Here is an 18,769-nt window from a genome sequence, read left to right as displayed (position 1 = left end):
GGTGCTGCCGCGGTAGATGAATTCGGCGTTGACTCGGCTGTATTCGGTGGTGCTGATGGGCAGGGTGATGTTTTGGCCGGGTTCGGTGTCGTAGGGGGAGTAGGTGTCGTCGTTGACGAAGATTCCGTCGCGGATGCTGACGCCGTTCTCGGCGAGGACTCCGGTAAGGGCTGCGATGGTCGCTGCATGTGGTTTGGGCTGACCGGGTTCGCAGTGGTCTGAGGTGTAGAGGGCGAAGACGATACTTGTCGCGTTGGTGTCGCAAGTGAGGTAGCTGCTGACGGTGCGGGCGTAAGGGAGTTCTGTCCCGGGTTGGCGGGGAAGGTCGATGCGCAGGGTGGCGCCGACCTTGCCTTTGTCCAGGGTGACGCAGACGAGGCTCTCGTTGGGCCAGAAGCCGAGGGTGTGCCCGATGAAGCTGAGCAGGTCTGCCGGATCTTTGATGGTGAGCGCATTCATTGCCCTTTTCCTTTGCACATGCGTTGCGTCTTTGGTCTTGTGGGCCGTTCTGATAGGGGCCGAAGTGCAACTCAGGGGACCGGGTCCGCCGAGTCAGTGCCCTTGCTAGGCGGAGTACCGTCCAGCGATGATCGGGATATCAGAATGACAAACAGCATTGTTGCTTCTGCCTATTCATGGGCACCCTGATGCGCGGCGCCATGACGTGAGCTGCCATATTCTTCGGTGTGTGCCATCGCTTAGAGGGATCGCAGCACCGGGTCGGCCGGGGGGCTTCCAGTCCCGACATATGCGCCGTTATCGGCGAGGGGCGGTGACGTCGGCGGTAACCGCCATTGACGGGAAGCACCCAACGGGGTTGTGGTACCTCTGCTGTTGTATGCCGAGAACACAAGAGCTGCGGGCCCCGGTTTCGACATCCCATCGTCTGCACGAATTGCGTATCTTTATTTCGGCTTGCGCCGCGGTCAATTGAAGTGCATCTGTTGGTGAGTTACGGGGTGGAATCATCCCCTAGAATCGCGTCATGAACTTGAACGGACGTTCAGATAGAGTTTTGGCGCGCACTAGTTCAGGGCCAGAAAATCCGCCGCGGAAGCGTGGCCGGCGGGCTGCTTACATTAGGGCAAAAGCGAGGCCATAAGCGATTTCTTTGAGCGTTCGTGCATCATGATGGGAGCGTCGGCGCTGGCCATGGGTCGCAGAGATGTCAGCTGCGAGCACACTTGATAAGCGATGCTAAGAAGCCGACCCAGCAATTCCGATCAAAGTATCTATCACGTCAGTCCAAAGTGGACACTGAGATACCATTCGCTCTCAAGCATAGCCATGTGCGCTGCACCCTCCCAAGAGTTCACGCGGCCTCCGGACTGCTGTATCGAGGTCAGTTGGAGGTGCTCCTGAGCTCGTGCCAATGTCATGGACGCTCCGTATTCGGTCCTGAGAAGCGTGGCGAAATTGTCCAAGGATTGCGCGCTCCATGTGCTGAATCTCTCCCAGAGCTTGAATACAGTCATGTGCTGTTTCAACCGGGCCTCGAGTTCAGGGGCAGGAACGGGAAGACTTACACCAAAGTCGACGACTGGTGTCCCGAGCGGACCATTGGCTAGCGTTGCCGTCAACCAAGGCAAGTCGAAGGCAGCATCAAAGTAGGGGTGGAGTATTGCTGGCTTGTCGGGACCGGGCTTGTACGCTAACTTTGCGAAGTTGCAGTCGCCGCAAGCGGGAACTAAGTTCGCTGGATGCACCGTAGTTCCAGCAAATTTTGTCTTTGGAAGGTAATGGTCGAGTTCCGACGCGAAGCCTTCGCCGCAGTAGGGACAGAGGGCGTTCTTCGCTGCGTTCTTTATGCCATTACGAAGGATCTCCGTGCTTTGGTTGCGACTGAACTGCTTGTCATACAGGTCGACCATTGCCGAGTCGTTCAACTCGGCAACCTTAAAATTGCGGCCCTCCGCTTCATCAAACTGACCGTTTGAAGCAAGGAGCTCGAATGCATCGCACTTCGCCTGGACAGTTGGCGCTGCCGCGAGATAGGGAATGCGATCATCGCTCTTCTTGATGCTCTTCACAGCGGTTGAGTAGGCGTCCGCTGCTGTAGTAGAGGGTGGATTTAGCCTATACATAGTCTTCGTCCCGCTGGTAGTCAAGCGCGCTTAGAACGAATCGTCCCTCGCTTCCAAGTTGCCAATCAAGGGCCTCCATGACTCTAAGCGCCGAATTATCGTTCTGATCGAGTAGCGTGACGAGAACCTGGTTATAGCCCGTCCGATTGATATCAAGATGAAATACTTCGGAAGTGAGGCGAGAAACCGACTCACCAAAAGTTTCCGTGGCAAGCCGCGAGGCGCGAAAGTCATCCCCACTTCGCTGGAGCATCCAGACGCACGAACGCGGCACCTCCTGCAGCACGACGGGCGAGTGCGTCGCAGTGATTGCGACTCCGTTTCGGTCGATCACGAGATCGGAGACGGCTCTGGTTAACGCCGACAACAATGGCGGGTGTAGATGTGTCTCGGGTTCGTCGATGAGTATCAGGGACCGTTCCTCCACTAACTCGACAAGGCGCGTCACTGTCAACAGCACGATCTTGTGCCCCGAGCTCATTGATGAAAACGTTGCTTGAGCGTCCTTGGAGTTGATCAGGTCGTCTAGGTTTGCATCTGCAAGGATCGCGTCGGCGGCTGCAAGTGTTCTAACTGCCGCCAGCCAACGATCACGTCGCCGGCCCTTGGAGCAGACAAGGAGGCTCTTCGCAAACTGAACGTCGAGCGATTCCTTCTCCCGACTCGACAAGCCAACAAAATGAACATCCACTTCGCTTGAGAATGGCGCCATATTGTCGAGATCAAACGCAGAGAAGGCGACGTGCACAACGTTTGCAAATGGCACTGGATGAGGATCGGCAGAAATGTCTGTTGTCATCTCGTCAGAGAATGTCCAGGACGTCGCTTCTGAGCCACAGGATGCTGCAACCAAATCGCGTAGCAAACTTGACTTGCCCACACCGTTCGCACCGATTAGAACATGCACATTCGTCGGCGGCATAACGTCTGGATCAACTCCGAATTCAAGCCTAAAAGGCGGAACCGTCGAGCGTGAGTAGCTGAACCTGTACGGTGTTAGTGGTGCTCGTCCTTGGATTATTCGGCTGAATTGGACGGTGACAGTATTTATGGGAATCGAGCGGAGAAGCGAGGTTCCGAGGGCAGGCTCATCCTCTACATTCTTGAATATGGTAGGGCTTTCAGCTATGTCTCGAAGGGCGCGGAGCGCGTGTCTACCGATGTCGTTTGGAAGGGCCGCGAGTGCAACATAGTACTCACGGTCCTGTCCTAGTGAGTAGAACTCGGGGCTGAGCTGCGTGAAGGTTGCAGGCAACTTTGTATGAGGATCTCTCTCAGCCATTCTGAGCGGCGCGATCTTGACGGCGCCGATCTCAAGTGCTGTATCTCCCGTGCCGTAGTACAGCATGAAACTCGTCTTGTAGTGGAAGTCGTCCCACATATCGACGACCAGAGTGAAGGTACGGGCAGTCTTGACTGGCCACGCGCCTGAGCTGACGACGACGAAGTGAGGTGAGATCATGCGTCTACGACCCCACAGCACGCAGTCAGGTTCTCGTTAGGATTCTGGCTGCTCAGAGGGCGAGGTCCGACATTTGTGTAGTGTGTGTTACTCATCTGCGCCTTACTGTGAATTATCTGCATCATTGTTGCGGAAGCTAAGGACATTGGTCCGCCGAAGTGTGCATTGGCGTCAAGCCTGGGACCAAATGTTGCCATACATCCGCACCCGCCTGACAGACACCACGTCAACGACACGTGAGCCGAGTCAGGGGACGAACTTATGACAACAACGGCATTGCTTATCAGTCGGCGAATATTTCTGACTTTTCTGATCTTGAGATTTTCATACTCTGTGTCCAGAGTTTTCTTCTAAGAAGCCCGAGCTCATGAAGTTCACCTCTGGAGTCTCTGTGCCATCGTCTTCCCGAGTTATCGCGGAACAATGCGGGAGCCAAGAGTGCATTGGTAGACCATTCGACTGAATACGCCAGCTTGTCGCCAGGTTGCAGATGGCGGACGCTGCGGACGTTGTTGCGGTACTCGCCTCGCGGTTCTGCCAAAATTCTCACATCGTAAATGGGCTCATCACTTAGGTTGGCGACCGTAAAGTTGCTGTAGGTGACGGTGCCACCTCCACGCAGATCGGCAAGTGGCTGGTCCTCCACGTAGAAAGCGATTTTCCGGGCTTGTTGCCGACGGCGTTGTTTCGCATCGCGCAAAATGACGACGAAGGTGGCGATGAAAGCTGCGGTTGTGCCAACTCCGCCGACCCACTCAGCGACGGTTCCCCAAGTATCGGGATTGAAGTCCATCAGACAGCAGTCTCCTCATTGAACTCGTCTACGCCCAGGTCTTGGCGGATCAGCCGTTCAAGTTCCCCAGTCTTCTGATTGAAGAGGCCCGTGGCTTGCTTATAGAGCGCGTCACGCTCTGATACATCTGAAACCTGCATCACTTTCATGATAGAGACAACAATTTTTGTTAGTTCAGAAAGGGCGACTTGTACTTGGTCCGGGGCAAACAATCTAATGGAAAGAGTTGACGACAAGTTGCGCGCTAATTCCGTGATGGGTGGGGCACCAGACGGCCTATAACCCATCTTTGTCTCCGCGATCGCTAATTCGAGCTCGTGAAGTTTGGCTAAGTGGTCGGAGTAGACCTCAACTTTGCGCTCCCGCAGCCATTGGGCTTGTTCCAGTTCCTGTTCGTGCTCTCGCTTTGCCTCCGCCGCCACCCGTGCACCCTCAATCGTCGCAAGAGTGTTCCGGCTGTTGAACGCACCGGCGATCAGAGCTCCGACTACACCAGCTGAAAGTGTTCCACAGGCCACAACGATCAGCCGTATTGTCTCCCCATCCATCAGGCAATCGTACTCAGGCTTTGCTACCCCTTTTGTCCCAAGCTCCACCTCTAATCGGCCTTCCCAAACATGTCGAACCCAGACAGATACCTATAAGGATTAGGAACCAACCCCGTTCTGAAGGGACGCACCTCAGTAGGAGGCCCCAGGTAAAGACTGGCAGCCCGGTCGTGTCCAACCATGCGGCAGCTTCTTGATCTTTCTTTATACAAGCTGGACAACCACTCCGGTGCCTCCTTGACGCGAAGATTTGCGCCGGCCTCCCCTTGCGCACCGACCGGCAGTTCAGACGCTCGCCATGCATGGATACGGATCTCCTCACGGGCTATGCCGCGGTCCTCGGTAGCGACGTTAGAGCCTCGCCCCCTCGCTGAAAGCCCAGTAAAGGATCTTAAATGACGCCGAAACGGGTGGCTGCAACTGTCGCGATGGGGTGTACCCAACGCAACCAGACCAGACTTCGTGTCCATGCAGTCTTAGACTGCTGGGATGGTGAAGACAAACGAGAAGGCGCAACTGGTGGCAGCCACCTTCGTCACTGCCGTGTCCACCTTCGGCGCGTGGCATTATTCTCAACCTGCCCTCTCTTCAGTCCCGTCGCTGAGTTTGCCCGGTGCGGTTTTCGTGGGGGTGAAGCAGGGGTCAGCATCGGCGCCAGTCCGAGTGGATGTTGACCTGCGCTTCTCTCCTTCTCCAAGCCTGACCCTGTTCGACATGGTCCTGAAAGGAGATGCCTCCGCCGCTGTTCCGCCGGACCTAGCAGGTGAGTTAATGGTTGGGTTCTGTGGAGCGATGAAAGACGTTCATCTGCGCAAGACGAGCAATGGCGAAGAACTCACACTTGAGCCGCCGATACCGCCGACAGATTCGAATCCGAAGGTGAGTTCTATCGGACTCGAATTTTCCCTTGATGACGACTGCGTCATGACCGTTATCAGCCCTACGGACTTTCAGGATAGGACCGTGGGGGAAGCTGGTATCAGCTGGGCAGTGTCCCTTGAGGGTGAAACGACTGCGCCGACTGAAGCCTTTACGGGCTCCCATCATCGCTACGCCTTCCCGCGTATCGCTACTTTGACATTGCCTACTGTCATAGACCTACTGGACATTCAGGCGGTAGCTGCTTCATCCGTGGTCAACATCCAACCTAGAGATCTCCCGGCCGAGTACGTACCAACAATCTCAAGCCCACAGGTGGAAGACATCACAGCTCCCGGGTGGAATCTTCCCCTTCATAGCGCCGACACGACCGCAGGATTTCGGCTGACTGGCGTCGACCAGCAGGACGAGACGGAGGCCCAGCGCCAGCTTTTCCTTGCTTCCGCGGCGGCAGGTACCGCGGGGGGTGGCCTAATCTGGCTGGTTGGAGCCATAGGCCCTGTACTCAATGACGTTATCCACAAGCGCCGGAATCGTGTGGCGCCTGTAGCAGAAGACTCAGGCGGGCTGGCGCTATCTCCAGGCAGCAGGGCCGATGGCCCGGAACCTCCTGACTGCCTCCGCCATGTCGCAGCACCCGCCCTTCTAGCCCTTGCTGGGGCTACGTTGACCTGGATGATCCGTAAACGCAGGCGTTAGCTCCGAGCCGTTCTTGCGAAGCTTGGTATAGGAGGTTGTGCACCTCTCCGGGCGCGGGTTGGGTATATAGGGTGTGATGACAGTTTCGCGGTGGCATGCAACCTATAGCTGCGGGCGCCCACCACCGTTAGCTCTGCGCATACATTCGGCGGTCTAGGTTTGCGCGAGGCGCACAACTTCAAGATATCGAGAGTCTATGACTCACACAACAAAAGCCTGCTCCATTTCAATACGCACGATGCGGACTAGAGTCGCGAATTCTTCCATGCTCGCATCGGTGACATCAGCTTGGTTAGGACTGCCTGCGGGCTGGCGATCCAGAATTGGCTGAGCCATCACCCCCCAATCCCGTATGAGTCATTATTAGCATGCGAAACGAGGGTTCGGAATCTTCACGCGGCAGTTCTGGGGCGTGTTGGTCACCCTCTGCGAGCGGGCTCACGTCATGATCACAAGGGTTACGAAATGAACGTGAAACAGACTACATATCATCTCTACGTTGGGCACGGAAGAGGTACCAACGAGCAGGGAAGAGTGTGGTCGATATGGAAAAGGTTTGCAGCGTAGACGGGTGCGGCCCAGCGAAAAGGTTGATCCAGGGAATGTGCTCCAAGCACTATCAGCGGTTGAGGAACCATGGGTCGGTGAAGCCGCCCGGGCTGCAGGAGCGTTCACCAAACCCTGCAATATGCATCTACCCCGGTTGCCATGGCAAGCCAAAGGCCAAGGGCTACTGCCAGCGGCACTATGTCCGGCTGACCAAACATGGTGACGCTGCCTCGCTGAGTCCAGCACATGGACATCAATCCGTATCCTCCCAGAAGCTGTTCCGATTGCGGAAAGGACATGTCGAGAAAGAAGAGCAATGCAGAACACTGTTCTCGAGAATGCAAGAGCAACGCAGCGAGCAAGCGGGCGTACATCGATGGAAGGGGTAAGACCGGGACTGCCCTCGGTTTTGTTGACTCCCTGACCTAGTGAGCTCGTGCTCGTGGAAGGATGTTGACCATGCCCACGGCTTATGGGGCGGAGTTCCGCCAGGATGTTATTGATGTGGCCCGCAAGGGCGAAGCCCCGCTGGCGCAGATTGCAAAGGATTTCGGGCTGTCAGTCACGACGCTCAAGCGATGGATTGCCATTGCCGAACGTAAAGAATCCGGAGTCGGACCTGCCGGCGGTGATTCGACAGAGATGCGTGAGCTGAAGAAGCGCAACCGTCTGCTGGAGCAGGAGAACGAGATCCTGCGCCGGCGGCTGCCTATTTGGCCAGGGACATCAACCCAAAATGATCTACCCGCTGGTCACGGATCTTGCTGCCTACGGTGTTCCAGTGGCGGTGACCTGCAGGGTGTTGGGATTCAGCAAGCAAGGCTACTACCGCTGGAGAGCCAGCCCGGTGTCGGAACGGGACTGGATCGTTGCGCACTTGGTCAATGCGGCCTTGGACATTCACGCCGACGACCCGGCATTCGGGTACCGTTTTATCGCCGACGAACTTCCTGGGAAGGGCATCACGGCGGGCGAGAACAGGGTCCAGCGCCTATGCAGGGACCACGGAATCTGGTCGGTGTTCTCGAAGAAGCGCGGCCTGAACCGCAGACCCGGGCCACCGGTTCATGACGATCTGGTCGAGCGGGACTCTACCGCCGCGGCTGCCAACGAGCTGTGGCTGACAGACATCACCGAACATCCCACGGTCGAGGGTAAGCTCTACCTCTGCGCGGTGAAGGACGTCTATTCCGGCAGGATCGTCGGGTATTCGATGGATTCGCGGATGAAGTCCTCGCTTGCCGTGGCGGCACTGGAGAACGCGGCGCCGGCACGCAACCCTGCAGGGACCGTGGTGCATTCGGATCGTGGGTCCCAGTTCCGGTCCCGCCGGTTCGTCGAATCGCTCCGGCACCATGGCCTGACAGGGTCGATGGGCAGGGTCGGGGTCGGGGCCAGCGCGGACAACGCCGCGATGGAAGCGTTCTTCTCGCTACTGCAAAAGAACATCCTGGACCGTCAGCGATGGCTCACCCGACAAGACCTCCGGCTGGCCATCACAACCTGGATCGAGCGAACCTACCACCGCCGGCGTCGGCAAAGACGGCTGGGAAAACTCACGCCCATCGAATATGAAACAATCAACCGAACCGCGCTCACAGCGGCCCAAGAACCCGAGTCAACACAAGCCGGGGCAGTCCCCTATCGCATTGCACGTGCAGCTCTGACCCGACTCTTCGAACCCGGCGACCGTGTCGGTCGGGCCCTCGTGGGCAGGCTCGGCGCGTACGCCGCGCTGAGGCTTGCCACCGGTGCGCAGCTCGTATACGCCATTCCGGAGGTCACGGTCGAAGAACTGTCAGAAGCGTTGAGACGGTGGGCTCCACGGTCGACCCGGAGAAAGACCTAGCCGCCATCGAACGTCTGGGCGGAGGTTTCCTGATCCCAGGAGATGAACACTGGCCAGAAGGCTTGGACGATCTGCCCGACGCCCCGTACGGGCTTTGGTATCGGGGCAACATCGATAACGGCATCCCAGTGCCTTCGAAGTGGGACGAAGCCTTCCTTAGAACCCTGCTAGTGGCCGCTGCGGTATAGGCTCACTTAATTGTGAGTCCAACTTTCGGGGACCATGTGCCGGCTCTTCCGCTGTCACCCGCGGCAAGTCGCAGTGCCCACAACTGGATACGCCTAGATGACCAGTCTGCGCACGACTTGCTTCGGCTTAGGTAGGAGGAACCCACATACACTGCTCCCATCGATTGATACCAGCGAGTGGGATTACTTGATAGCTAGGCACCCAGTGGGGATCGACGGGTGGAACAGGGCGGCACGAAGGCAGGGCAACGCCCTGCACATCGAAATGTTTTTCGGCTCTTATTTTGTCCAGGTTCTGTACCGTTCCAGAATCGAGCTCAGGTGCATCGATGGGGCAGGCGAGGTCCAGGTCGTCATCGACCAGATACCATCGTTCCGCACCATTGCCAAACAAGACAACCGATGTCATGCAATTCTCCAACCTGCCCTCGAAGGGGCCCAAACGTATCCGCTCGACCTCGTTCTTCCATCGAGCAAATAGGTGACTGGCATGGCGGGGGAACTGCACCTTTGCGGCAAACTCTTGCCACCGCTTGAATTTCTTTCTTCGCACTAAACCATCGGCCCCTAAGTATTTGTTCACAGCGAAAGGATATTTATTTAGGCTCTTCACTAGCTGGTCACCGACATGCGTATCCAAGGTGCTTAGTGCGTTTAGCGCTGATTGGATCTCAAAATCCGAGGGGATTGTCCCTGCATGAGCGACCTTGTTTCGCAGATTGGCTATCTGGCGCTGCCACTCGCCAATTGGTCCATTGCCGTCTCGATCCCAGTCGCCCTTGAGTCTAAAGGCAAGCTCGTTGAGTAGACGTCTGGAAATATTGTCGCGGTCGCCTAGGATATCGGCAGTCTTCTTAAGATCCGCGTCTTCCTCCCATGACAAAAGGAGGAAGAGCTCAGTTAGAAGTGTTTCGGCCGCAATCGCGATGAACAGGCTGGTAGCAGAGTTAGCGCCGGCTGCGTACGAGACCAAAGCTTCCTGTCTCATCAATGTGAAAGACTTAAATATTTCAGCGCCTGAGGTCTCAGCGCTCTCCAAGAGGTTGATGAGTTGATCCGCGGACATTGTGGGAGTGGACGCAGCGAGTAGTGCTGTTCCTCCATCGTTGACATGCAGAATTCCACCTTCCCACTTATCCGGTGTGCCAAACATCCGATGGATCATCGGAATGAAGGGTGGGAGGAGCTTTCTTGTTAGTCTGCGCGTGGGTATCTTCGTGAACAGGTGGTAGTAAGTCTGAAAGTCAGTGAGCACGTCGATAGCGTGCTCGAACGCATGGTCAACTGGGTCTGCCTGTGACGGGTCTAGAACACAGACTACTTCGACCGTTGTGTGCGCTATCGGGAGAGGGGGTGTCCGCTGTTCACCAGCAGCCTTTCCAGAAGAGCCTGACCTTTCAAGGGCCAGAGCCATAATCTTCATTGCGGCCTCAAACGGCTGTATATCCACCGAAACTTCACCCTGGTGAAAAATGACTATTTGCCTGGCAGCGTAATTTACGTTTCCTTGTGATGGCAGGCGAAAGCACGGCCCATTGTCTGAGATCGGATTCCAAACGTACCGAACAGGAAGTTGTGTCCGATGGGGGACCTTGATCGGGTCCGGCAAGGGAATGTAAAAATGCACTACATCGGGCTCTCCGTGAACCGGCATGAAGGTTCCCCTCGGCTTAGCCGGCTCAGATTGTTGAAGTCGGCGCTCAGCTCTTGCCCGGGTTCCGCTCATTTCAGGATTCTATCTGGACACGTACGTCGTTACGGCTACCGAGGCGCATGCACAACATTTGGCGTCGCTTGTGGTCTCAATTGATTCCTATTGGCTGCCGGCCTCCTTCTCTTCGGACTGACTGGTTTCCGCTGCGCTCCAACCAGTGTTGGGCGTCCGCTGGCGCGGCCGGCTGTTGGGGCCAGGGCGCGCCGTCGCAGAGCTCCGGTCACCCTGGCCCTGTTGTGTCTACGACGTTTTGGCTGCTGTTCTGACGGATTGTACGTGTCCGCTCCGGCCCGTCTAGCCCCTCACGCCGCCGAAAAGAACCCAACTACCTCCCCGACCTAGGCAACTGCCCCAACCGCCGGCTACACCGCTGTGTGTTCGGCGGATGTTCGTATTCGGGCTGGCCGGAAGGGCATGGTCATGTTCTTCGGTGCCGTATCGGCCATGGACTTGGATGAAGGAGGTGCTCTCACTGTGTTGAGCTATTCATCGTTCTGGCAGTTAGCGTGTCGTCGCGATTTGGGTTGTTCTTCCGACCGGCAGGAGGCATGCCTTGGAGCTCAGGGCCTCATCCTGACCGGAGGCCTAACGCAGACTCTGAGGTGCCGTTCAGCACTCAATCTGCAGGGGCGGCAGCGCCGGTTTCCCAGTGCAGTATTTGAGTGCGCAGGGACGCATCAAGTCCCCGTTTCTCGGCGGTCGACCGAACAAAAAAGAAGTGTGGACAATGTCCACACTTTCCGCCACGGACTGGCCCGTACAGCCACCGAACCGGCCCGGATTCCGCATGTTTCCGCCACTTCCCAGTGTTTCCAAGGCTTGGAATCCCGTTCGAGTCCCACCTCGGGCACGGCATACCCCCTCGTCGGAGGGGGTTTTTGCTTTAACGTGTGTACATTCTGGTCGGCCAGGTCCCTCTGACTCTGGCCGCGGGGTGCGCCTGGCGCCGCGGGTCGCCTCTGAAGTTGTGGGGGAGCGGGATCAGGGTCCTGGCTTGTGGGCCCTCCGCTGGCTTTGAACTGGGGTCATGCGGGTCCTCTCTTGGTTCGTCTGGTAGGTCGTGGTTGGCCTACACCTCTTCATGGCGTAGAGATGCTGAGGACGACACGACTTCGGGACCTTGCGCTAAACATCCTGACTTTGTTCATTCCTCGAGCGAGAAGACCTTGATGGTGGCTGCTTTGTCAGGCCAAAGGGGGTGTGGACATTGTCCACACATAAATCTTCTTTATAGTGAGCGGAGTCCGCGCTGCTCAGATGACGGGCCAAACAATCAAGGTCTCCCACTTGGCCGGGCCCGGCTGCTTATTTCCGGGTCGCTCAAATAGAACTCCCACATGTGTCTGAGGGCGTCATCCCCTCTGCGCTCATTCGCTCAAGGGTGAGCGCGTACGTCCGTTCCAAGGTGTCGTATGCACAGCTTCGAGGGTGTCTGCGGGAAATCCAAAGGCTCTACGACGAGCAGCTATCTGCACTGCCGTGCGTTCAGCGGTTGAGCTCCACTATGGTCATGAAGAACGTCGTGGAGAACCGGCCGCTGCCACTGTGACCCCCGGGTTTAATCATTATGTGGTCGACCAGTTAGCGATCGCGGAGTACCATGGCCGTAAGACTTGAAGGGATTATCCATGACTGCATCATCTGTTAACACGGCCGACCTTTATGACGAGCTCGGAGAGGACATTCAGTCCATCGCCATTCAGTTCCATTCACTCGGCGCTAAATCCCACTTCAGTGGTCCAGCCAGGACTGTCCGCTGCTTTGAAGACAATGCGCTGCTCAAATCCGTCGTATCAGGACCCGGCGAAGGCGCCGTCTTGGTGGTTGACGGGGGTGGCTCGCTCTCACGGGCGCTCATGGGCGATATGATCGCCGAGATCGCCGTTTCGAATGGCTGGTCCGGAGTGATCATCAATGGAGCAATCCGCGATCGTGAAGCGATTTCCAACCTTCCTCTCGGTGTGAAAGCATTGGGCAGCAACCCAAGAAAAAGTACCAAAACCGGTGCAGGTGAGACTGACGTCGAGCTGACGCTCGCAGGCGTCACTATCAAGCCGGGCGCCATGGTGTACTGCGATCCAGATGGAGTCCTCGTTGAGCGCTGACCCAGCCGTTACCGAGCCGGCCCCCCGCGCCACCCGCCGCAAGCGGGCGGCCCCTTCAGTGACCGGATTGAAGCCCGTCAGCGTGGTCCATGCCGAGCCGGCTTCCTCCGAAGTGGCCAAGGCATTACTGGATTACATTTTCTCCGGGCAGGTGGCGCCAGGGGAGAAGCTGCCGTCGGAACGTCAACTGAGCGAGTCCTTTGGTGTGGGGCGTTCGGTGGTCCGCGAAGGGATCAAGTCCCTGGGCCTTCTGGGTCTGGTTGAATTCCGGCATGGTGGGGGAACGTTCCTTCGGAACGCCAATTCGGAGCTCCTCCCTAGGGTGATCGAGTGGGGCCTGATGCTCGGCGAGCGACGAACGTCGGACCTCGTGGAGGCCCGCCAGCACATTGAGCGAGTGACTGCAGGTCTTGCAGCCACCCGAAGGACGGACGCGGACCTCAAGCGCATCAAGAAGGCACTGGACGCCATGGGTGATGCCAAGACGACGGAAGAGTTCGTCTCCGCTGACGTGGACTTCCACCTCGCCGTCGCCGACGCCTCGGGTAACACGGTCCTGGCGAACATGCTCAAGAACATCGCTGCGCTTTTGCGCGTGTGGATCCATCGCGTGATGGACGCCGAAACGTCATTCGACGGTTCGCACGCGGAGCACACGCCGGTGTACGAGGCCATTCTTGCCGGAGACGCCGAGGGGGCTTCGGGCTCGATGGCCCAGCATATGGATGCCGCCAGCGGCCGCCTCATGGCCACTTTGAAGTCTGCTGAATAGCCGGCACAACGATACCGACCGATAGCGGGGAAGCGGATATGCTTCCCCGCTTTTCTGTGCCCAAACCTACGTTTCAGCATTACAGCAGACGCATCGAGCAAAGTGGTTGACTGGCCGACCACTTTTGGCGCATGCTTGGTGTGCGAGGCAAATTCAATCAGAACTTCCCGCAACAAAGTGGTTGACTGGCCGACCACTTAGCCTCATGATTATGTGAGCAGCCTCACTGGCTGAGCATCACCAGTCACGGGGAACCAATCACTACCAGCCGTGCAGCCTCAAGGGAGAGAAGCAATGACTGAATTCAAGAAGGCCCTGCCCGCCGGGCCCCGCCGCCGGACGGTCATGACCGTCGGCGCAGCAGCAGCGATCGCCGCCGTGATGGGCCTGACCGCCTGCGGTGGAGGATCCGAAACGGCACAGACGCCGGCCCCGGAGAACTCCATCGCCGTGGGCCAGTACCCGGATTACTACCCGGCCGATTACAAGGACCTGGTGGCAGCAGCCGAGAAAGAAGGCGGCGAGCTGACCATTTACTCCAATACGGACCAGGAGAACTGGGATCCGATTCTGCGGGACTTCAAGAAGAAGTACCCCTTCGTCACCAAGATCGCGGCGAACAACCTGGACAGCGACGAAGTCTTCCAGAAGGCCTTGAGCGAGAAGGCTACCAACGCCTCCAGCGCCGATGTCTTCGTCTCCAACGCCGCCGGGGCCTGGGCAGACTTCGCCGCACGTGATGGCATGTTGGCCAAGTACACCTCACCTGAACTGGCCAAAGTCCCCGAATTCGCGTCCCTCCTTCCGGGGGTGGTGGCGATGTCCGCGGACCCGCAGACCATCGCCTTCAACACCTCGCTCCTTACGGAGAAGCCCGAGAGCCTGGAGGGCCTGGCCGCACAGATCAAGGCAAAGCCTGCGGACTTCACAAACATGATTGGCGTCCGGGATACCACCGGAGCGTTCGGGTTCACCATGTTTTACAACCTGACCGAGGCCAAGCCGAAGTCATGGGAGTCCATCGAGACCATCCTTTCTGCCTCCCGACCGGAAACGTCCTCGGGTACCTTGTCTGAAAAGGTCCTCGCCGGCGAGTACAAGGCCGGGGTTCTGGTCACCGCAGCACCGGCGTTCCCAGTGGTGAAGAACAGCAACGGCTTGTTCGACATCGCCCTTCCGAAGGACGGCACGGTGGTTATCCCTCGTGGGCTCGGCATTTCCGCTGACGCGCCCCACCCTGCAACCGCCAAGCTCTTCCAGGACTTCGTAATCTCCCAGGAAGGACAGCAGGCTGTTCTTGAAGGCGGCTTGTCCTCCTACCGCGATGGCGTGAAGTCAGTCCAGTTCGCCCTCACCTACCAGGACGTCGTGTCCAAGGTCGGCGAAGAGAACGTGATCATGGCCCCGTACGAGTCGGTCCCCGCGGACAAGGTGAAGGCATTCACCGACCGCTGGCAGAGCCTCCTCAAGTAACCCGCTGTGCAAGGATCTGGAACCAAGACCATGAAAACACTCCCCGAAGTCGCCGAGGTGCCGACACAGACGCCGGCGCGAACTGAATTCCCGGCACCGAAGTATCGCAGGATTCTCGGTGCGGACCGCAGCCAGTTGCTCTACTGGTCGACGATAGTCATTCTCGCGCTCCTTGTCCTTGCACCTGTGGTCCCCACGCTGTACCAGTCGGTGATGGACCGTCCTCTGTACGAGGAGGGCGGTCTGTTCACCACAGAGAACTTCACCAGGCTCTTCACCGAAGGCGGCTTCGGCCAGGTTGCACTGAACACACTGATGTTCGCAGTCCTGACAACCGTGATGACACTGCTGATCGCAGTGCCGATGGCCATCGTCGTCGTTCGAACCAACATCCCCGGCCGGAAATTCTTCGGAACCGCGATGCAGTGGCCGTTCTTCATCTCATCCCTGATCCTGGGGTTCGGCTGGATCACTATGTACGGCCCGGCCGGCTTCGCCAGTGTCCAAGTCAAGCGGGTCCTGGGTTTCCTCCCATGGGACCTCTACACGATCCCGGGAATGGCGATCACTGAAGCGGTGGCCCTGGCTCCAATAGCCTACGTTTTCTGCGCCAATGCCCTGCGTAACTCCGACGCTTCGCTCGAAGGCGCGGCACAAACCGTAGGCGCCGGACCCTTCAGGATCCTCTGGTCAGTCATCATTCCGATGCTTCGCCCGCCCATGGTCTACAGCTCGGTCCTGGTGTTCAGCATGTCCATCGAAACCCTGTCCATCCCGTTGCTTTACGGACAGCCGGTCGGCATCACCGTCTTCGCGACGTTCCTCTACAAGAACGGGCTCCAGTCCATCGACCCGGACTACGGAATCCTAGGCGCCGCGTCCGTCATCATCCTGCTCGTGACCATCCTCCTTGTCGCCGTGCAGGCCAAGCTCCTCAAGGACGCCAAGCGGTTCGTCTCCGTCCGGGGCAAGGCAACCCGGCCCCGTCTGCTGGACCTTGGCTGGATCAAGTGGCTCTCGGTCGCCTTCATCTCCGTCTACGTCGTCATTGGCGCCCTGGTTCCGATCCTAGGTTTGGTAATGCGTTCCTTCACCAAGGTCTTCACGCCCCTGCAGAACCCCTTGCAGTCCCTCACCATGGGCAACTACCAGCGCATCTTCGAGTTCCCCGTTTACATGGCCTCCATCCGCAACAGCCTGATCGTAGCCGGCGTCGGCGCCGTTCTGGTCAGCGTCCTGGCCGTAGTGGCAGTGGTGGTCGCCAAGCGGTCCACGTTCCGGTACCGCAAGGTCATCGAGTATTTGGCCCTGGCCCCGCAAGCCATGCCCGGCCTGATCATCGGCATTGGCCTCTTCTGGGCGTTCTCGTTCCTGCCGTTCAACATGGGGTCCTTCGTCCAAGGCACCATCTGGGCGATCATCATCGGCTTCGGCCTCCGCGCCCTACCCAGTGCCTTCGGTTCCATCTCCCCGGCCGTCATGCAAATCGGTGAAGAACTGGACAACGCAGCCCGCGTCAACGGAGCGGACTGGATGCGGATGTTCATCCGCGTCCTGGCCAAGCTCCTCACCCCCGCCTTCGTCGCCGCCATGGTGCTGACCTTCGTGGTCATGATGAAGGAATACTCCCCGGCGATCTTCCTTGGATCTGCCGACACGAACATCATTGGCACCACGATGCTCGAGCTCTGGGTCCAAGGCAACACCGGATCAGTGGCCGCCCTGGCCACCATTCAAATCGCTATCACTGCAGCCTTCGTCGGCATCGCCGGCCTGCTCATGAAAGGTAAGAAAGATGCCTGACGTCGTAGTCAAGAATCTCCGCAAAGACTTCGGAGGCATCACTGTCCTCCACGAAGTGAGCTTCACCATCAAGGACGGGGAGTTCTTCACCCTCCTTGGCCCCTCAGGCTGTGGCAAGTCCACTACTTTGTCTTGCCTGGCAGGCTTGGAACAACCCACGTCGGGATCTATCGCCGTTGGTACCACCGTCCTGGTGGACGATTCTTCCAATAAGTTTGTTCCACCGGAAGAGCGCAACCTGGGCATGGTGTTCCAGTCCTACGCGCTCTGGCCTCACATGACGCTGGCTGAGAACCTGGCGATGCCGCTGAACATCCGCAAGGTCCCCAAGGCTGAGCAGAAGACCCTGATCCACGACGCGTTGGACAAAGTGGGCTTGGCGCATCTGGCGCAAAGGTACCCGCACCAGCTCTCCGGTGGCCAGCAGCAGCGCGTGGCCCTGGCCCGGGCCCTTGTCTACTCACCCAAGGTCCTGCTGCTGGACGAACCCTTGTCCAACCTCGACGCCAAGCTGCGCGAGCAAGCCCGGGTCTGGCTCAAACGCCTCCAGTCCGAGCTCGGCATCACCACCGTTTACGTCACCCACGACCAAGAGGAAGCCCTGGCCATGAGTGACCGCATCGCGGTCATGTCCAATGGCAACATGCTTCAGGTCGCCCCGCCCGAGGAAATCTACGAACGTCCCGCCACCGCCGAGGTCGCCGCCTTCATCGGCCGCTCCAACTTCCTCGACGGCACCATCACCTCAACCATCGGGGACCGGGCAGTGGTCCGGCTTGAAGACACCGGCGAAACGGTTACCGCCGTTCTGACCGGCGAAATGCACGACGGCGACTCGGTCACCGTAGCGTTCCGTCCGGAAAAAGCCTCCCTCGCACCGGTGGAAGAATCCGTACCGTCCGGTCATGTGGGGCTTCCCGTGGAAATCCTCACGACGTCGTACGTCGGTTCCCGCTATGAGTACGAGCTTCGCTATGGTGCACGCACCTTGGCCGTAGACAGCAAAAGCAACACTTATCGGGGCGACTTGATGCTGATCGTTCCCATTGAGGCTTTGCGTCTCTACCCCCGCGCCAATGTGGTCTCAGCCGACGCCGCCGAACTCATGGCAGTCATTCACTAGTTCCTGGTCCGTCAACGAGACCTGGTTATAAAGAAAAGGAAATACCGTGACTACATCCAAGCAGTACCGATTGGCCGTTCTGAACGGCGATGGCATCGGCCCGGAAATCGTTCCCGCGTCCGTGAAGATCCTTGACGCCGCGATGGCCGCTGCCGGAGCGCCGGCCATCGACTGGACCGAACTGCCCCTGGGCCGTGAAGCGATCGACACCCATGGCACCGCCGTCCCGGACGAAACCCTCCAAGCCCTCGCCGACGTCGACGGCTGGCTCCTGGGCCCGCACGACAGCGCGTCCTACCCCGAACCGCACAAGTCCGCATTGAACCCCTCGGGCACCATCCGCAAACACTTCGGACTCTTCGCCAACATCCGCCCCTCGAAGGCCTTCCCCGGCGGAAACGCCATCGTTGAAGGCACCGACCTGGTCATCGTGCGCGAAAACACCGAAGGCTTCTACGCCGACCGGAACACCTTCGCAGGTACCGGGGAGTTCATGCCCACCCCGGACGTAGCGATCATGCACGGCATCATCACCCGCGCCGCCACCGAACGCATCGCACACTCCGCGTTCCAGCTCGCCCAGTCCCGGACCAAGCACCTGACCATCGTGCACAAAGCCAACGTCCTGAAAATGACCACCGGCCTGTTCCGCGACGTCTGCAAGGAGGTCGCACAGCAGTACCCCGACGTCACCGTCAACGACTTCCACATCGACGCCATGACCGTGC

13 protein-coding genes and 1 pseudogene are annotated in these 18,769 nt (G+C 58.4%); 8 read left to right on the top strand and 6 right to left on the bottom strand.

The features are described 5' to 3' along the window. From BLW08_RS23305 to BLW08_RS23285, 5 genes are all read right to left on the bottom strand, one after another. Positions 1-459, bottom strand: a 459-nt coding sequence (locus tag BLW08_RS23305) for a DUF4192 family protein (protein WP_139244949.1), incomplete at its 3' end; no start/stop codon positions are given. Between the two features lie 776 nt (positions 460-1,235). Further along, positions 1,236-2,030 carry an HNH endonuclease gene (locus tag BLW08_RS23300; protein ID WP_091328565.1) on the bottom strand — a complete coding sequence of 265 codons (795 nt, stop codon included), beginning with the start codon at positions 2,028-2,030 and terminating at the stop codon, positions 1,236-1,238. Between the two features lie 46 nt (positions 2,031-2,076). Beyond that, a complete protein-coding gene (locus BLW08_RS23295; RefSeq protein ID WP_091328562.1) occupies positions 2,077-3,546 on the bottom strand; it encodes an AAA family ATPase in 1,470 nt (489 codons plus the stop codon). 283 nt (positions 3,547-3,829) lie between these two features. Beyond that, positions 3,830-4,339 (bottom strand): hypothetical protein, encoded by a 510-nt coding sequence (locus BLW08_RS23290; protein WP_091328559.1) that lies wholly within the window; start codon positions 4,337-4,339, stop codon positions 3,830-3,832. Continuing rightward, the gene (locus BLW08_RS23285) at positions 4,339-4,887 is read right to left on the bottom strand and encodes a hypothetical protein (RefSeq protein ID WP_091328557.1); all 549 of its coding nucleotides are present in this window, start codon (positions 4,885-4,887) and stop codon (positions 4,339-4,341) included. Before BLW08_RS23285 ends, BLW08_RS23290 begins: the two co-directional genes overlap by 1 nt. 489 nt (positions 4,888-5,376) lie before the next feature. Between BLW08_RS23285 and BLW08_RS23280 the strand changes: the two genes are divergently transcribed. Together BLW08_RS23280 and BLW08_RS23275 are read left to right on the top strand one after the other, a co-directional pair. Then, positions 5,377-6,465 (top strand): hypothetical protein, encoded by a 1,089-nt coding sequence (locus BLW08_RS23280; protein WP_091328555.1) that lies wholly within the window; start codon positions 5,377-5,379, stop codon positions 6,463-6,465. Positions 6,466-7,473: 1,008 nt separating this feature from the next. Then, a pseudogene (locus BLW08_RS23275) lies at positions 7,474-8,620 on the top strand (IS3 family transposase); the annotation flags it as partial. Positions 8,621-9,178: 558 nt separating this feature from the next. Here BLW08_RS23275 and BLW08_RS23270 read toward each other — a convergent pair. Then, a complete protein-coding gene (locus BLW08_RS23270; RefSeq protein ID WP_139244947.1) occupies positions 9,179-10,777 on the bottom strand; it encodes a hypothetical protein in 1,599 nt (532 codons plus the stop codon). Between the two features lie 1,616 nt (positions 10,778-12,393). Between BLW08_RS23270 and rraA the strand changes: the two genes are divergently transcribed. The 6 genes from rraA to BLW08_RS23235 all read left to right on the top strand — a co-directional run. Continuing rightward, complete coding sequence (rraA, locus tag BLW08_RS23260) at positions 12,394-12,870, top strand: ribonuclease E activity regulator RraA (RefSeq protein ID WP_090825320.1); 477 nt, start codon at positions 12,394-12,396, stop codon at positions 12,868-12,870. Beyond that, positions 12,860-13,642, top strand: coding sequence for a FadR/GntR family transcriptional regulator (locus tag BLW08_RS23255; protein WP_217639274.1), 783 nt, complete (start codon positions 12,860-12,862; stop codon positions 13,640-13,642). The genes rraA and BLW08_RS23255 overlap by 11 nt, the downstream gene beginning before the upstream one ends. A gap of 294 nt (positions 13,643-13,936) precedes the next feature. After that, a complete protein-coding gene (locus BLW08_RS23250) occupies positions 13,937-15,115 on the top strand; it encodes an ABC transporter substrate-binding protein (RefSeq protein WP_090825316.1) in 1,179 nt (392 codons plus the stop codon). Between the two features lie 30 nt (positions 15,116-15,145). Beyond that, positions 15,146-16,918: an ABC transporter permease gene (locus BLW08_RS23245; RefSeq protein WP_091328549.1), complete on the top strand. Its 1,773-nt coding sequence runs from the start codon at positions 15,146-15,148 to the stop codon at positions 16,916-16,918. Further along, the gene (locus BLW08_RS23240; RefSeq protein ID WP_091328547.1) at positions 16,911-18,041 is read left to right on the top strand and encodes an ABC transporter ATP-binding protein; all 1,131 of its coding nucleotides are present in this window, start codon (positions 16,911-16,913) and stop codon (positions 18,039-18,041) included. Before BLW08_RS23245 ends, BLW08_RS23240 begins: the two co-directional genes overlap by 8 nt. 46 nt (positions 18,042-18,087) lie before the next feature. Then, positions 18,088-18,769 (top strand): isocitrate/isopropylmalate family dehydrogenase (locus BLW08_RS23235; protein ID WP_254780033.1); only part of this gene is annotated, 682 nt, incomplete at its 3' end.

It is taken from the genome of Arthrobacter sp. cf158 (genome assembly GCF_900106835.1).
Taxonomy (GTDB): domain Bacteria; phylum Actinomycetota; class Actinomycetes; order Actinomycetales; family Micrococcaceae; genus Arthrobacter.
The sequence above is the reverse complement of the archived record's forward strand: the minus strand, read 5'-3'. Positions and strand labels throughout refer to the sequence as shown.

Bases quoted from the DNA above. Each gene is read 5' to 3' on its own strand.
- BLW08_RS23295 (WP_091328562.1), bottom strand. From the start codon at position 3,546: ATGATCTCACCTCACTTCGTCGTCGTCAGCTCAGGCGCGTGGCCAGTC.
- BLW08_RS23290 (WP_091328559.1), bottom strand. From the start codon at position 4,339: ATGGACTTCAATCCCGATACTTGGGGAACCGTCGCTGAGTGGGTCGGC.
- BLW08_RS23285 (WP_091328557.1), bottom strand. From the start codon at position 4,887: ATGGATGGGGAGACAATACGGCTGATCGTTGTGGCCTGTGGAACACTT.
- BLW08_RS23280 (WP_091328555.1), top strand. From the start codon at position 5,377: ATGGTGAAGACAAACGAGAAGGCGCAACTGGTGGCAGCCACCTTCGTC.
- BLW08_RS23270 (WP_139244947.1), bottom strand. From the start codon at position 10,777: ATGAGCGGAACCCGGGCAAGAGCTGAGCGCCGACTTCAACAATCTGAG.
- rraA (WP_090825320.1), top strand. From the start codon at position 12,394: ATGACTGCATCATCTGTTAACACGGCCGACCTTTATGACGAGCTCGGA.
- BLW08_RS23250 (WP_090825316.1), top strand. From the start codon at position 13,937: ATGACTGAATTCAAGAAGGCCCTGCCCGCCGGGCCCCGCCGCCGGACG.
- BLW08_RS23245 (WP_091328549.1), top strand. From the start codon at position 15,146: ATGAAAACACTCCCCGAAGTCGCCGAGGTGCCGACACAGACGCCGGCG.
- BLW08_RS23240 (WP_091328547.1), top strand. From the start codon at position 16,911: ATGCCTGACGTCGTAGTCAAGAATCTCCGCAAAGACTTCGGAGGCATC.